This is a genomic window from Kribbella sp. NPDC056345, from assembly GCF_042262745.1.
Taxonomy (GTDB): Bacteria; Actinomycetota; Actinomycetes; order Propionibacteriales; family Kribbellaceae; genus Kribbella.
Window position 1 is genome coordinate 316,431 of the sequence record NZ_JBHJQQ010000006.1, and the last position, 14,353, is coordinate 330,783.

11 protein-coding genes are annotated in these 14,353 nt (G+C 68.6%); 5 read left to right on the forward strand and 6 right to left on the reverse strand.

Annotated features, from left to right (window positions below):
• Positions 1 to 16: 16 nt before the first annotated feature.
• The 4 genes from ACFCV3_RS23330 to ACFCV3_RS23345 form a co-directional block, all read right to left on the reverse strand.
• The gene (locus tag ACFCV3_RS23330; protein ID WP_376033021.1) at positions 17 to 826 is read right to left on the reverse strand and encodes an LLM class flavin-dependent oxidoreductase; all 810 of its coding nucleotides are present in this window, start codon (positions 824 to 826) and stop codon (positions 17 to 19) included.
• Positions 826 to 1,653, reverse strand: coding sequence for an alpha/beta fold hydrolase (locus ACFCV3_RS23335; RefSeq protein ID WP_376033023.1), 828 nt, complete (start codon positions 1,651 to 1,653; stop codon positions 826 to 828). The genes ACFCV3_RS23330 and ACFCV3_RS23335 overlap by 1 nt, the downstream gene beginning before the upstream one ends.
• A 79-nt stretch (positions 1,654 to 1,732) precedes the next feature.
• Positions 1,733 to 3,757 carry a glycoside hydrolase domain-containing protein gene (locus ACFCV3_RS23340; RefSeq protein WP_376033025.1) on the reverse strand — a complete coding sequence of 675 codons (2,025 nt, stop codon included), beginning with the start codon at positions 3,755 to 3,757 and terminating at the stop codon, positions 1,733 to 1,735.
• A 158-nt stretch (positions 3,758 to 3,915) separates the two neighbouring features.
• Positions 3,916 to 6,687 carry a BTAD domain-containing putative transcriptional regulator gene (locus ACFCV3_RS23345; RefSeq protein ID WP_376033027.1) on the reverse strand — a complete coding sequence of 924 codons (2,772 nt, stop codon included), beginning with the start codon at positions 6,685 to 6,687 and terminating at the stop codon, positions 3,916 to 3,918.
• A 121-nt stretch (positions 6,688 to 6,808) separates the two neighbouring features.
• Here ACFCV3_RS23345 and lexA point away from each other — a divergent pair, with 121 nt between their 5' ends.
• The gene (gene lexA / locus ACFCV3_RS23350) at positions 6,809 to 7,462 is read left to right on the forward strand and encodes a transcriptional repressor LexA (RefSeq protein WP_132415210.1); all 654 of its coding nucleotides are present in this window, start codon (positions 6,809 to 6,811) and stop codon (positions 7,460 to 7,462) included.
• Here lexA and ACFCV3_RS23355 read toward each other — a convergent pair.
• A complete protein-coding gene (locus ACFCV3_RS23355; RefSeq protein ID WP_376033029.1) occupies positions 7,459 to 8,622 on the reverse strand; it encodes a heavy-metal-associated domain-containing protein in 1,164 nt (387 codons plus the stop codon). The two genes, lexA and ACFCV3_RS23355, sit on opposite strands and share 4 nt — an antisense overlap.
• Before the next feature lie 94 nt (positions 8,623 to 8,716).
• On the opposite strand from ACFCV3_RS23355, the gene ACFCV3_RS23360 reads away from it, so the two are divergent.
• A complete protein-coding gene (locus ACFCV3_RS23360) occupies positions 8,717 to 9,688 on the forward strand; it encodes a cation diffusion facilitator family transporter (RefSeq protein ID WP_376033031.1) in 972 nt (323 codons plus the stop codon).
• Here ACFCV3_RS23360 and ACFCV3_RS23365 read toward each other — a convergent pair.
• Positions 9,681 to 10,340, reverse strand: a complete 660-nt coding sequence (locus ACFCV3_RS23365; protein WP_376033033.1) for a transglycosylase SLT domain-containing protein — start codon at positions 10,338 to 10,340, stop codon at positions 9,681 to 9,683. The two genes, ACFCV3_RS23360 and ACFCV3_RS23365, sit on opposite strands and share 8 nt — an antisense overlap.
• Before the next feature lie 99 nt (positions 10,341 to 10,439).
• Here ACFCV3_RS23365 and ACFCV3_RS23370 point away from each other — a divergent pair, with 99 nt between their 5' ends.
• From ACFCV3_RS23370 to ACFCV3_RS23380, 3 genes are all read left to right on the forward strand, one after another.
• Positions 10,440 to 11,333, forward strand: coding sequence for a diiron oxygenase (locus tag ACFCV3_RS23370; RefSeq protein WP_376033035.1), 894 nt, complete (start codon positions 10,440 to 10,442; stop codon positions 11,331 to 11,333).
• 7 nt (positions 11,334 to 11,340) lie between these two features.
• The gene (locus ACFCV3_RS23375; RefSeq protein WP_376033037.1) at positions 11,341 to 12,852 is read left to right on the forward strand and encodes an FAD-dependent oxidoreductase; all 1,512 of its coding nucleotides are present in this window, start codon (positions 11,341 to 11,343) and stop codon (positions 12,850 to 12,852) included.
• Between the two features lie 608 nt (positions 12,853 to 13,460).
• Positions 13,461 to 14,327: a hypothetical protein gene (locus tag ACFCV3_RS23380; protein ID WP_376033039.1), complete on the forward strand. Its 867-nt coding sequence runs from the start codon at positions 13,461 to 13,463 to the stop codon at positions 14,325 to 14,327.
• Positions 14,328 to 14,353: the final 26 nt, after the last annotated feature.

Genomic DNA, 14,353 nt, shown 5'->3' on the forward strand with positions numbered 1-14,353 from the left:
AGCTACCACTGTGCAGCTACCACTGGGGCCCGGCCGCGATCATCGCCCGCACGTCGGCCAGCCGCATCGTCGTCGGGTCGAGGTCGGTCAACCCCCAGGTCGCACCGGCCTGCTCGAACGCGTGCGGATCCATCTCCGGCTCGAGCGCCACCACCACGTCGAATCCCTCCGGCAATGCATCCTGCCCAAAGGTCTCCCGCAGCCGACCGGTCGCCGCCGCCAACTCGTCCGCCGACGACAGGTTGACGGGGAAGAATCCGTCGTACTGCGCCGCCCGCCGGATCGGCTTGAGGTTGCCAGGGAATCCGGCGACCCAGATCGGCACCTGCCCCTGCGCCGGTCGCGGCAGGAGGCGTACGTCGTCCACCCGATAGTGCTGCCCGTCATGCACCACCGGCTCACCACTCCAGCCGGCCCTCAGGATTCCCAGCGACTCGTCCAACTGCTCGGCCCGGACCCGATCGTCCACGGTCTCCCCCGTCCGCGAGTACTCCCCCGCGAACCGATCACTCCCCAGCCCGACACCCAACGTCAACCGCCCACGGCTCAGCACATCCAGCGTCGCCGTCTCTTTCACCAACTTCACCGGGCGCCGCCGGGCGACCGGTGTCACCATCGGCCCGATCCGCAGGCGCTCGGTCGCACAGGCCACCGCGGCGAGCGTGATCCACGGGTCCGCAACCGCCTGGATCGGTTCCCGCCACCACAGCTGGTCCCACACGAACAGGCCGTCCCAGCCGGCTTCCTCGGCCAAGGCGCCCAGTCGCGCGACCGCCAACGGATCCGCCAGCTCGTCGAACAACGGCAACCACACCGCGGCGCGCATCAGCTCGGCTCCGTGTGCTTGGCGAGCGCTACCAGGAACTCATCCCACAGCGGCTCGGGAATTCCATGCCCAGCGCCCTTGATGAGCACGAGCTTCCCGTCCGGTACGGCGTCGCGCATCGCCTCGGCATGAGCCGTGGGGAAGTACGGATCGTGGTCACCGTGCACGACCAGCACCGGCATCGTCAGCTGTCCGAAGCTCCCGCCCCGCGGCTCGTCGAAGTTCATCGAGTAGTGGTTCGTCATCACCGCCTCATAGTTCGACGCCCGCGCCATATCGGCCCGAACCAAGGCCCGCGCCGCCTCCTCGTCGAACACACCTGCCGACTCGGCCTCGATCGACCGGACGACGTACTCCTCGACGGCGGCCGGGTCGCCCCAGTCCGGCGTACTGATGTGTGGCAATCCACCCGATGGCGCCGGCAGGTCGTCACCACCGGGTGACGTCGAAACGAACGTCATCGAAGCGACGCGCGGTGCGTGGTCGACTCCGATGATCAGCCCGATACCACCCGACATCGACTGCGCGACCACGTGCGCCCGCTCGACCCCCAGAGCGTCAAGAAGGCCGACCGCGTCCGCGGCCAGGTCACTCATCGCGTACGGCGGCTCGCCGACCGAATAGGTGGTCGAGCGGCCGGTGTCGCGCTGGTCGTAGCGGATCACGTACCGGCCATAGCCGGCGAGCTTCATGCAGAACGCGGCATCCCACCACAGCATCGACGCCGTCCCACCGTGGATCAGCAACACCGCCGGATCCGCCGGGTCGCCGAATGTCTCCGCGCACAACTCCACACCGTCGACCTGGAACAGCTTCTCTGTCGTCATGCGAACCACGCTAGACCGCAATCCAGATCACGAACAGCGATTGTTTCCGATCGAGTCAATCGCTGCTCGCGATAGGCCGTCAGCTGACGGTCAGGATCTTGGACGGGGTCTGGGTGCCCTGGTGGTCGGCGTCCGCGAGCCAGACGACGCGATAGGTGTAGGTGCCCTTCGCGGTCGGCTTGATGACGAACGAGTACTTTCCGTTGGCAGAAAGAATGCCCGTCCCGGCCGCGGCCCAGCTCGTCCCGGACTTGCGCTGCAGGTAGGCCTTGGTGCCCTGGTGCGGCGGCGTGAGGTAACCGTAGAAGTTGCTCGAGGCACCCAACTTGATCGCAGCAGGTGTCAGGTACGACGAGATACCGGGCCGAACCTCGACCAGCGCCACCGCGCTCCGCGTCCCGAGCAGACCAACGGCACCGTTGTAGCCCCACTGGTAATGCGTGGAGACGCCCGGCTTCTGCACCGAGGTCGCAACACCGTTCGCGTCCGAGGTCACCGTGGCAATCGCGGTGTAGGCCGTCGCGTTCTTCGCCTTCGCGTAGAGCACGATCGGGGCGCCACTCAGCGCTCCACCATCGAGCCGGGTGACGGTCGTCGAGACGGTGACCGAACCGCCGTACGTGATCCAGGCACCGCTCGCCGTCACGGTGGCCTTCGTCCCCACCAGCAGTACGTCGGCGCCCGGGCTGACCTTGCCCGTGCTGTCCTTCACCCAGGCGCGGAATGCGTAGCTGGCCGAGTTCGCCAGCCGGCTGACGGTGTACAGACTCGCGGTCCCGCTGTAGACCGACGTACCCGAGGTGACCAGTGGCGGCGGTGTGGAGCCGACGGCCGTGCGGATCATGATCTGACCGAGCGTGATCCCGGCCGGCTTCGTCCAGCGCAGGGTCGCCGCGGACGGCGCACCGGTGACCGAGAAGTTCGTCACCGGGGGCGGCGGCGCCGTCAGGTCGACGTAGTTCCGGTCGATCTGCATCGACACGCCACCATGCGTCTCGGTGACGTCACCGGCGTACTGGTGGACGCGCTCGTGGTTGGTCCACGTGGTCGCTGGGACGAACCGGCTGGTCCCCACCGGGGTCGAGCCCCAGTGCGCGAACCACAGGTTGTCCGGCCGCGTGTACGCCGTACTCGTGAAGGCGCTCGCGAAGTCGGCACCGACCGAGCTGGCCGAGCCGTAGACGCCACCCTGGTAGCCACGGGCGTGGAGCTCCTGCGTCCAGCCGCTCACATACGACAGTACGGCGGCCTTACAGGCGGCCGTCGAGGTGTAGTGCTCGATGTCGCTGTAGATCGCACTGCGCGGCGCGAACCCGAGCGCCTGCGCCGCCGTAACCGCGTTGGCCGCGGCGGTCTTCCCCTGGCCGAGCGCCGTCGCCGGGTCGGCCGACATCTTCTTCTCGGCGCTGAAGCCCGAGCACGGGGCCTGCAGGCCGACGTCGATCAGCAGGAACTGCCAGCCCTTGCCCGCGTTCGTGGTCACCCACTCCGGCGTCAGGTTCGGCTGGTCGCAGCGCCGGACGCCACCGCTGATGTAGATCCCGATTCCCTTGAAGTCCGGCTGCCAGGCGTCCATCGTGGCCTGCGTCGGCGCAGCACAGGCGTCGAACGCCTCGCCCTTCAGGGTGCCGGTGGCAACAACCGACGGCGCGACGGCGGCCGGCTGGGCCACCTGGGCGACGCGCGACTTCGACACGACGCGCCCGGTCCCGAGGACGTCGGACGCGGCGCGCTCCGCACCTGGTTCGTAGTACGCCGTCGCCAGTACGCCGGCGTCCTGGACGACGCGGCGCAGCAAGCCCGGCGTGGACGGGGTCGCGGTGACGAGCGGTTCGAGGACGAGCCCGTGACTGCGGCCCGCGGCATCCGCGGGGCAGTTCGCCTGAGCTGTACTGCGGCCGAGATACACCGCCGGCCGGTCGAACCGGACGCAAGCGGTCGGGTCGGTGGCCAGGTCCACCACCGCCCAGTCGGACGGAACGGTCACCTGATAGCCGCGGTACGAGACGGTGCGGGTCTCCTCCGCAGCGGCTGGGCCGGCGGCGGCAACGCACCCGACCAATCCAAGGGCGAGCGCGACCACCCCAGGTCTGAACAACCTCACAACAGCTCCTCACTGATGACGGACGGCGGAGCCCCCAGGCCCAATCCGTTCTTCCCCCAAGTCAAGCTGCCTCTGCACGCAACTGTCGAAGAGCATCCGGCACTCGACTCGATGCCTGGATGCTATCGGCCGTCGGCAGGCGCCACGCCGCCGTTGCACTAAGTGGCAAGCTCCCGCGCAATCACTTCGAGCGGTACGGCGCGCGCTTCGGCAACGACTGCGGTTGCCGCGATCCCCAACTGCCGGCGCGCTTCTGCCTCGGCGCCTTCGCGGGCGTCGAGCTCATCCGGGACGATCTGCGGCGCACCGATCCGGATCCGCTCCAGCCCGGCCACCGTCAGCAGCCGTAGCGCCTGCACCGGATTGCCTTCCGCCAGCTCCACCCCGGCGATCAGGTCGACCGCATCGATCACCCCTTCGGTGAGGTTGATCTCGCGATAGATCCGCAACGCCTCGAGCGACAGTTCGCGTACGTCGGCATAGTCGCCGAGCTGATGCCGGACCAACGCCAGGATGCAGAGCGACGCCCCCAGCCCGCGGAGGTCCTGCTGCGCTCGCCAGACCGCACAGACCTCCAGAAACACCTCCTCAGCCTGATGAGTCCGGCCGAGTCCGCGCAGCGCGGCACCGAGCAGATTCTGCGCCGCCGCGCGCAACCGCTCATTGCCCAGCTCCCGGAAGATCTCGCCCGCCTCGGTCGCCTGCTTGAGGCACTCCTCGTAGTCACGGCCGGCCAGGCTGGTGATCCCGAGTCCGATCAGGGAGGCGCCGTACCCACGGTCGTCGCCGAGTTCCCGGAACATCTGCAGCGCCTGCTCCCCGAGCACCCGGGCTTCGCCGTACTGGCCGCTGTTGCGGGTCAACGACGCGGAGACCCGGATGGAGGTGGCTCGTTCGACGGTCGGCTCCGGATCGGCGGCGGCGAGTGCGCGCCGCAGCCACTCGCGGCCGCTCTCGATCGCGCCGTGACTCCACCAGTACCACCAGGTCGGCGTGACGAGCTGCAGCACCAACGGCGGATCGTTCTCCAGAGCGAATTCGATCGCCGCCCGGAGATTCGCTTCCTCCAACCGGAGTTCGCGATCCAGTTCGGCATGGTCAGCGCCGCCGTACCGCTCGGTCCGCCCGGCCAGGTCGGCGCACCAGCGCGCGTGTTCCCGCCGTACGGCGTCCTCGTCGCGGCCGAGCCGATCCAGCGCGTAGTCACGGATCGATTCCAGCAACCGGTAGCGCCGGCCGCCCTCGCCGATCGTGACCGTCAGCAGCGAGCGCTCGTGCAGGTCGGCCAGGATCACCGGGATCTCGGCGACGTCGATTCCGTTGCTACCAGCAACCTGTTCGGCCGCCTCCAGGGTGCAGCCACCGGCGAAGACCGCGAGCCGGTTCAGCACCGTCCGGGCCGGCGGATCGAGCAGCGCGTGACTCCAGTCGATCGCGGCCCGCAGGCTCGAATGGCGAGCACCCGAATCCCGGTTACCGGCCACCAGGAGCCGGGTCCGCTGGTGGATCCGGGCGGCCAGCTGGTCGAGGGTGAGGGTGCGGATCAGACCGGCGGCCAGCTCGATGCCCAACGGAAGGTGGTCGACCGCGGCACAGATCGCAGCGACTCGCTCATCCCCCGGCATCAGATCTTCGGAACGGCACCGGACGCGGAACAGCTCGGCCGCAGCCTCCGGAGCAAGCTCTCCGAGCTGATGAGTCTGCTCGGAACGCAGACGCAATGGTCGCTGCGAGGTGACCAGGATCGAAAGCCGCTCTGCCTGCCACTGCAGCGATCTGACCACCTCGGCCACGCCGTCGACGACATGCTCGGCGTTGTCCAGGACGAGCAGCGCGCCGGCCAGGCGCTCGGCGCATTCGGGCAGCGGATCACCGATGCCAGGGTCGACACCGATGGCTGCCGCGAGAGCCGGCGCAACCGCGGCGTCGCTGCTCAACGCGGCCAGGTCGCACCAGGCGATCGGCCGATTCGCACGCCGTACGGCGATCGCCACCTCACGGGCGAGCACGGTCTTGCCGGCGCCCGGACCGCCGACGATCGTCATCAGCCCCGGGCGGTCGAGCTCGTCGATCAGGGTGTGGACATCGTCGGTGCGGCCGACGAAGTGAGCGCGTGGCGTCAGCCAGATCAGGTCCGGCAGACGGCTCGGGACCGGCGCTTCGGGGGCCTGCAGCAACGGGTCCTGCCGGAGGATCCGCAACTCCAGATCGGTGGTGGCTGCCGACGGATCCACGCCCAGCTCGTCGGCCAGCCGGGCCCGCAAGCGCTGGATGCGTTCGAGCGCATCGGCCTGCCGACCCGCGCGGTACAGGGCGATGACTGCGAGGCCGGTCAAGCGTTCATCGAACGGGTGGGCGATCACCAGGCGTTCCACATCCGCGGTGACATCGATCCCGAGATCCAGCTCGAGCTCGACCCGCTGCACGAGCAGTTCGCGCTGCAGGGCATCGAGCTTGGTCGCCTCGACCGCGACGAACGGCACGTCCCGCAGATCGGCGAAGGCCGGTCCCCGCCATTCGGCCAGCGACTCGGCGATCACGGCCAGCGCGCGCTTCGTTTCACCGGTACGACGTAATGCAGCCGCGCGGGGTACCGCCTCCTCAACGGCTTCCACGTCCGGCATCCCCGCATCCAACGCGTAGCCGCCGGACTCCCGCCGTACGAGGGAACTGTGCGCACCCAGCGCACGGCGGAGCCGGTGGGACAGGACGCGCAGGCGCTCGGCGACGCGCTCCGGTTCGAGCTCCTCGTCGCCCCAGAGGTCGCGGGCGATCGCCTCATCGGGCACCGTCCGCCCGTGCGCCAGCGCGAGCCGGACCGCGAGAGTGCGCTCCATCCGGCGAGCGACCTCGAGCGACGCCTCCCCGACCCTGAACCCCACCGGTCCCAGTACGTGCAGCTCCAGCCGGTGATCCCCCGATCCCGTCATGCGTCACATGATGTCAGCGCGACCAGGCTGTGCCGCAAGAAGCTTTCGGGCACTCAACTCCAGCCGGCCAACAGGTGGGTCGGTCGATGATCGGCGGGACGATCCGGCCTAGGATTCCGCGGTGACTGATCTCGATCTGTTCGGCGACCTCGACGCGAATGCTCTCCCGGAGCGTCAGCAACGGATCCTGGTGGTGATCCGGGACTGGGTGCAGCGGCACGGGTACTCCCCGAGCAGCCGGCAGATCGGTGACGCGGTCGGCCTGCGCTCGTCGTCCTCGGTCTCCAAACACCTGACCAGCCTCGAGGACAAGGGCTTCCTGCGCCGCAGCCCCTCGGTCTCCCGCCCGATCGACGTCCGGATGTTCCTGCCCGAGTCGGCCGCCCGCGAGGACGACGGCACGAACGTCTCGGTCCCAGTCGTGGGCGACATCGCCGCCGGTACGCCGATCTCCGCGATCGAGCACCTGGACGACGTCATGCAACTCCCCCGGGAGCTCACCGGCCGCGGCAACGTCTTCGGCCTGCGCGTCCGCGGTGAGTCAATGATCGACGCGGCCATCTGCGACGGCGACATCGTCGTGATCCGCCAGCAGCACGAGGCGCACTCGGGGCAGATCGTCGCGGCGATGATCGACGAGGAGGCGACCGTCAAGGTCTACAAGCGCCGCAACGGTCACGTCTTCCTCGAGCCGCGCAACCCCGCCTTCGAGGTCATCGACGGCGACAACGCGGCCATCCTCGGCGTCGTCGTCTCGGTGCTGCGCACCGTCTAATCGGCCAGCGGTACGACGGTGTAGCCGCGGGCCCGGATCGCGTCGAACCCGCGCTCGCGGATCTCGGCGGACGGGAACACAGCGACGACCTTCTTGGTGATCAGGTCGAACTCCGGCGGCGCGACCCCGAGTTCGCCGAGCACCTTGGTGATGGTCCGCGTGCAGTGGCTGCAGGTCATGTCCGGTACCTCGAACACTTCAGCTGGGGTGTCGGTGGCCGGCTGGGCGTGTTCGACGACGGCCGGAACGACCTCGATGTGGTCAAGCAGCTCCACGAACCTCTCCACGAAGGTGTCGGCGACGATCGCGAGCACGCTCGTCCGGCCGTCGTCGTACAGCTGGGGACTGCGGGCGAGGCAGCGCGGGCGCTGGCCGGGCGCGAGCCGGCTGTATTGCGTGGTGCTCGGGAGCGGTTCGAGGCTGTCGTCCTGCGCGTGGGCCAGCTGGGCGTCCTTCATCGCGCGGAGTGCGACCACGGTGTCGACGGAGTAGCGCACTCGGCCGGCGAACGTGACGAGCGAGGCCGGGATCATCCCGCGGCGGTAGGTCGAGGCCTGCAATCCCCAGTGCCAGGTGGTCGCGACCGCGTCGAAGATACCGCTCTCTCCGAGTCCACGGGCCAGCTCCGCGGCGTCGCCGTACGGGGTCTGCGTCACGAGAAACGCGTGCTGAGCGAGCGTTCTCGCGGCCGCGTCCACGCCGGTCCGGAAGATCCCGACCGGGGTCCGGTCGGTGGTGGTTGCCGCTAGCAACCTGATCGCGTTCTCCGGGAGTTCCGCCGTACGGCGCTCCAGCTCCGCGTCGTTCTCGAGACGCGCCCACAGCTCGAGCGTCGCCTCTCTCGCGACCACCGGGACAACCGCGCCGAGCGGTCCGGTGTGAGCGACGTTCACGATCCCGCGACTGTCGCGCCAGGTGATCCGATGCGTCGCCGAGGTGACCAGGTACGGCGGGCACGGGGACATCGACTTGGTCACGTACTCGAGTTGCGACCCACTCAGCTGACCACCGAGAACGCGGGCCACCGCCTCTTCGCGGTACTCGATCCGTTGCTCCTCGACCGGGTTCGCGGCGTTCTGCAGCAACCCCGGTACGGCGAGCTCGAACAAGATCCGTGCCACCTCGGAGCGATCGTCCGAGAGACGTGGTTCAGCAGTCATCGGCGCCTCCCGGGACTCCAACGGCACTCCCGAGTCTAGGAACTGCCGCCGCGTCGGGCGGTGCCGCGCGGCGTGTCCGGTCTACTGTCGACCCGTGAGCAGCACGCAGGCAGACAGCCCCGAGTCGACCGGCAGCGAGAGCCTTCTCACCGTGATCGTCGCCCTGACCGCGAACATCCTGATCGCGATCGCCAAGAGCGTCGTCGCCGTCATCACCGCCTCCGCCTCGATGGTCGCCGAAGCCGCCCACTCCTGGGCCGACGCCGGCAACGAGGTGTTCCTGCTGATCGGCGAACGCCGGGCCGCCAAACCCGCCGATGCCACCCATCCACTCGGCTACGGGCGGGTCGGCTACATCTGGTCGATGTTCGCCGCCTTCGGCCTGTTCGCCGTCGGCGCCGCGGTCTCGGTCTGGCACGGCATCCAGTCGCTCCGCAGCGGCGAACCCGAAGAAGCGTCGTACACCTGGGCGTACGCCGTACTCGGCATCTCGTTCGTCCTCGAGAGCATCTCGTTCCTGCAGGCACTCCGCCAGACCCGCTCGGCCGCCTCGCTGCGCCATATCCGCCCTCTGCACTACGTCAAGGCCACCTCGAACCCGATCCTGCGCGCAGTCTTCGTCGAAGACCTGGTGGCCCTGATCGGCATCCTGGTGGCGGCCGCCGGTATCGCCCTGCACCAACTCACCGGCAACGCCGCCTGGGACGCCATCGGCTCCATCGTCGTCGGCCTCCTGCTCGGCTTCGTCGCCCTCTTCCTGATCAGCCGCAACATGGACTTCCTCACCGGCGAAACCGTCAGCCCCGCCGCCCACGACCGAGCCCTCGACGCCCTGCTCGAACACGACGAGATCGAAGCCGTCAGCTTCCTGCACATGGAGTGGGTAGGCGCCGACCGAATCTTCCTCGTCGCCGCCGTCGACCTCACCGGCAACGCCCCCGAGTCCGACGTGGCCACCCGCCTCAACACCATCGAAGACGCCCTCAACGCCCGCCCCGAAATCCAGCGCGCCCTCCTCACCCTCACCCGCCCGGGCGACACCACCCGGCTCCTCCCCACTACGTGAGGGCTTTGCCGGACTTCTCCCAGTTCTCGTGCAGATTGTTGAGGTAGGACTGGGCTTGGGCGCCGGGGCGGGCGCCGCGGGCGAAGGCTCGCATGTTGCCGGCGCCGGCGTTGTAGCCGAGGGCAAGTAGTTCGTCCTTGGTGAGTTTGGACGCGCGGTTGGCCGGGATGCGGTTCGCGAGATCGTGGAGGTGCCAGGCGGCGGCTTCGATGGCCAGGTCGGGGTGGTCGGGGAGCTCCTCCCACTGGCGTTTGGCGAAGCGGTTGCGTTTCGTCTCGTTGAAAGCTGCGCGGTGCATGTTCGCGATCCCGAACGAGGCGTCCGGCTTGATCCGCTGCCAGGAACGCTCGAGCTCCGGGTTGTGGGGTTTGTAATCCTCGTTGTAGAGGATCGCCATCAGGAGCTGCGGGTTCACGGCGGCCTTCTTGGCCGACTTCCGGACCTGTACGGCGAAATGGGCCGGATCGTAGTTGTCGTACCAGTTCCCCACCGACCGCTCAGCCGGTGGCGGCTGGGCGGACTTCGTCGGCTTGGGCGTGGACTTGGTCGACACCACCGTCTCCGGAGCCGACTGCGGCTCGTCCTTGTCGCGCGCACTCCAGACCCCGACCACGAGCACCCCGGCGACGACAACCCACCAACGCTTACCCACTCACCCACGGTAGCCGTTCCCGCCGCGCGGACCCCGCTGGACATCTGACATTAGCGATGTAACATCAGAGATGGCATATCCCGGCGAACGGAGACGACCATGACTGCGACCGACTCCGGAACTGACCAACGCGTCACCGCGCAACTGCTGCGCTCGGCGGACGCGGTGTCGTACGACCCACTCGTCGAGGTCGACTGGGACACGCCGCTCGACACCGGGCTGCACGGTCTGACTCCCGAGTGGAGCACCCTGTACGGAACGGCGTACTGGCACGAGATGGGCGAGGATCGCCAGAGAGCGCTCACTCGGCAGGAGGCCGCGTCGGTCGCGAGTACCGGGATCTGGTTCGAGATGATCCTGCAGCAGATGATGCTGCGCGACTTCTACGCCAAGGACCCGACCGATCCGGACTTCCAGTGGGCCCTGACCGAGATCGCCGACGAATGCCGGCACTCGATCATGTTCGCCCGCGGAGCCGCCAAACTCGGGGCCCCGGCATACCGGCCGCGCCGCCACGTCATCGAACTCGGTCGCGCCTTCAAGACCCTCGCCTCGGCCGAGACCGCGTACGCCGCGATCCTGGTCGCCGAAGAGGTCACCGATGTCATGCAGCGGGACTGGATGCGCGACGACCGCATCGTTGCTTTCGTCCGAACTATCAGCAACATCCACGTGGTCGAGGAATCTCGGCACATGAAGTTCGCCCGCGAGGAAGTCCGCGAGCAGCTCAAGAACGCGGGCAAGATCCGACGCCTCAAGAGCAGCGTGATCGTGGCCGCCGCGGCGTACTTCATCATCACGAGCATGGTGAACAGCGCCGCGTACGCCGCCGCCGGCCTCGACGTAGAGCGCTCTCTGCGGGAAGCCCGGGCCAACGAGCACTACAAGTCGATGCTGCGCTCGAGCTGCGCCGGACTGATGGAATTCCTCTCCTCTGTCGGCCTGCTGACCCGGCCGGCCGTCGCCATCTACCGCCGCGCGCACCTGATCTGAGCTCTCGATGCCCTACGCGATCACGCAGTCGTGCTGCAGCGACGCGAGCTGCGTATCGGTCTGCCCGGTCAACTGCATCCACCCGACGCCGCAAGAACGCGCGTTCGGGAGCACCGAGATGCTCTACGTGGACCCGAGAACGTGTATCTCCTGCGGCGCGTGTTCTGACGCTTGCCCGGCCGACGCGATCCACCCGATCGAGACTCTCACCGGACCGCTGCAGCAGTACGCCGCGATCAACGCCGCGTACTTCGGCGAGATCCCGCCACCGGGCGACCCGGCACCGAACTTCCACCTGTGGGATCAGCCCGAGCCACCCCGTCCCTTGCCCTCAACCCCAATACCGTTGCGCGTGGCAATCGTCGGCACCGGACCGGCCGGCATGTACGCCGCCGAAGACCTCCTGCTGCACACCAACGCCGAGGTCACTCTGGTCGACCGCCTCCCCTCCCCCGGCGGCCTCCTCCGGTACGGCGTCGCTCCAGATCATCCGGCCACCCGCAAGGTCGCCGACCGCTTCGCCCGCTTCCACGATCACCCGCGGACCCGCACGGTGCTCGGGATCGAGATCGGGCGGGATCTCACGCACGAGGATCTGCTGGCTCATCACAACGCAGTCATCTACGCCGTCGGCAGCGCCACCGACCGCCGCCTCGGCATCCCCGGTGAAGACCTCCCCGGCAGCATCCCCGCCCGCCGCCTGGTCGGCTGGTACAACGACCACCCCGAGATCGACACCGTCCACCTCCCTGCCGGCCGAGTCGTCATCGCCGGAACCGGGAACGTCGCCCTGGACATCGCCCGCATCCTCACCACTGATCCGGCGGCCCTGAGAAACACCGAGATCGCCCAGAGAGCGCTCTCTGTTCTCGAGAAACACCAAGATCGCGAGATCGTGCTGCTCGCGCGCCGCGGTCCGGCCGAGGCGTCGTACAGCCTGTCGGAGTTGCTGGAACTCCAGCACCTGGCCGGTGTCGACCTAGTCGTCGACGACCACGACCCACGCATCCGAGCCGCCCTCGCCGAACCCACCAACGCCAAGGCCGCAGCGCTCCGCGACGCCGCCCTCGAGACCATCGACTGGGCATCCACCCCCAAACCCGGCCGCCGCATCGTCCTCCGCTTCTACACCACACCGTCCGAGCTCACCGGCCACGACCGAGTCCGCTCAGTCCGCACCACAGACGGCCTCGACCTCAACACCGAACTCTTCATCCGCTCAGTCGGCTACCGCGGCACCCCGATCCCCGGCCTCCCCTTCGACGAAGAGTCCGGCGTAATCCCCAACCACTCCGGCCGCGTCACCGACCGCCCCGGCACCTACGTAGTCGGCTGGATCAAACGCGGCCCCACCGGCGGCATCGGCACCAACCGCACCTGCGCCAAACAAACCATCAACACCCTCCTAACCGACGCCACCACCGGCCTCCTCCCACCCCCACCCCGCTCGCGCTCCTCCTTCCCGCGCGCATCCTTCCCCCGCGCCCCCGTCCCCCGCCGCTCCATCCCCCGCCCCTAAGCACCCGCCCGAAGCCCAGTCAGTCCCCCGTTCCCGCCACCCCTTCCCCCACCCCCGGCCCCTCTAGCCACCCACCCGAAGCCCAGTCAGCCCCCGTTGCCCCACGCCCCTTTCCCCGCCACCCCGCGCGCCCCGCCCCGCCCTCAACGAACGGCCACCGCCGCTCTTCGCCCATCTTTGGGAACCCACCAACCGTGCGGAGCTCACGAACGTGGTTGACGGGTGCCCAAAGTGGAATCTTGTGCCCAAAGAGAGAAGGCGACCCACCTTCGGGCAGGAGAGCGAACACAGTGGGTTCACTCGCGGGGCCAGGGGAGGTCGGGTGGGGTTCCGGCGGCGATTGGTTGCGGATGAGGGCCGGGCGGACGTGGGGCACTGTCCAACTCGATTTGGGAGTGGTTGGTGGGTGGGAGTGAGCGTGGTGGGTGGGAGTGAGCGTGGTGGGTGGGGGTTGGACAGTGAGGGCGGTCCGGGATTGGCGGCGAGGGGTGGGTTGTGAGGTGTCACAAAGGGCGGGGGGAAAGTTTGCGGTGCTGGGCCAAAGCGCTGGGGGTGGGATCGTCGAGACAATCGTTGTGTCCGCCCCGACGCATCGGAAGGTGCACAGCATGCCGAGAGTTGCTCTTGTTCTGAAAGCGCTTCTGGTCGCGACGCTGATCGGCCTCGTCGCCCTCCAGCCGGCGACGGCCACGCAGACCGCCACAACGGGCACGGCAGGAACGACAGCCGCGCGGTATTTCGAGCAGCCTGGGCCTTACCAGGTAACCAGGACGACCGGCGGGCCTGACTACACGCTCTACTACCCCGCCGATCTCACGACCAGCGCGGTCAAGCATCCCGTCGTCCTGTGGGGTAATGGCACCGGTGCCACCGTCGACCAGTACGACGTGTTCCTGCGGCACCTCGCGTCCTGGGGCTTCGTGGTGGCCGCGGCGAACACCGGCCAGTCCGGGTCCGGTCAGGAGATGCTTGCTGGTGGCAAGTTCCTGATCGCCGAGAACGCGCGCTCCGGCAGCGCGTTCCACCAGCGCATCGACACCGCGAACATCGGCGCGGCAGGCCACTCCCAGGGAGGTGGCGGAACGATTGCCGCCGGCGCCGACCCGATGGTGAAGGTGACCATCCCGGTCCAGCCCGGCCCGCAAGGATCGGTACCTGATCTCCGCGGTCCGAGCCTGTTCATCGCCGGTCAGCTCGACTACATCGTCCCCTCGTTCTACGTGCGCGGCCGGTACTCCTGGGCCACGAACCACCCGGCCGTGTTCGCGGAGCTCAAAGGCTCCGACCACTTCTTCCCGGGCGAGACCCGCACGCGCCTGGTCGGCGTCGGTACGGCGTGGTTCCGCTACTGGCTCACCGGGGACCAGCGCGCCAAGCCGGTCTTCTTCGGTACCCGTCAGTCGGCCGAGATCTTCACCGACGTCGACGCCTGGTCCGCCGCCGACCGCAATGCGAAGGCTGATGCTGTTGGATAGGGCCAGCAGCGATCCGTGAGGGAGTG

What these genes read in the sequence shown, in the direction of transcription:
- ACFCV3_RS23380 (WP_376033039.1), top strand. Translation starts at nt 13,461, where the DNA reads ATGCCGAGAGTTGCTCTTGTTCTGAAAGCGCTTCTGGTCGCGACGCTG.
- ACFCV3_RS23375 (WP_376033037.1), top strand. Translation starts at nt 11,341, where the DNA reads ATGCCCTACGCGATCACGCAGTCGTGCTGCAGCGACGCGAGCTGCGTA.
- ACFCV3_RS23355 (WP_376033029.1), bottom strand. Translation starts at nt 8,622, where the DNA reads ATGACTGCTGAACCACGTCTCTCGGACGATCGCTCCGAGGTGGCACGG.
- ACFCV3_RS23330 (WP_376033021.1), bottom strand. Translation starts at nt 826, where the DNA reads ATGCGCGCCGCGGTGTGGTTGCCGTTGTTCGACGAGCTGGCGGATCCG.
- ACFCV3_RS23345 (WP_376033027.1), bottom strand. Translation starts at nt 6,687, where the DNA reads ATGACGGGATCGGGGGATCACCGGCTGGAGCTGCACGTACTGGGACCG.
- ACFCV3_RS23335 (WP_376033023.1), bottom strand. Translation starts at nt 1,653, where the DNA reads ATGACGACAGAGAAGCTGTTCCAGGTCGACGGTGTGGAGTTGTGCGCG.
- ACFCV3_RS23370 (WP_376033035.1), top strand. Translation starts at nt 10,440, where the DNA reads ATGACTGCGACCGACTCCGGAACTGACCAACGCGTCACCGCGCAACTG.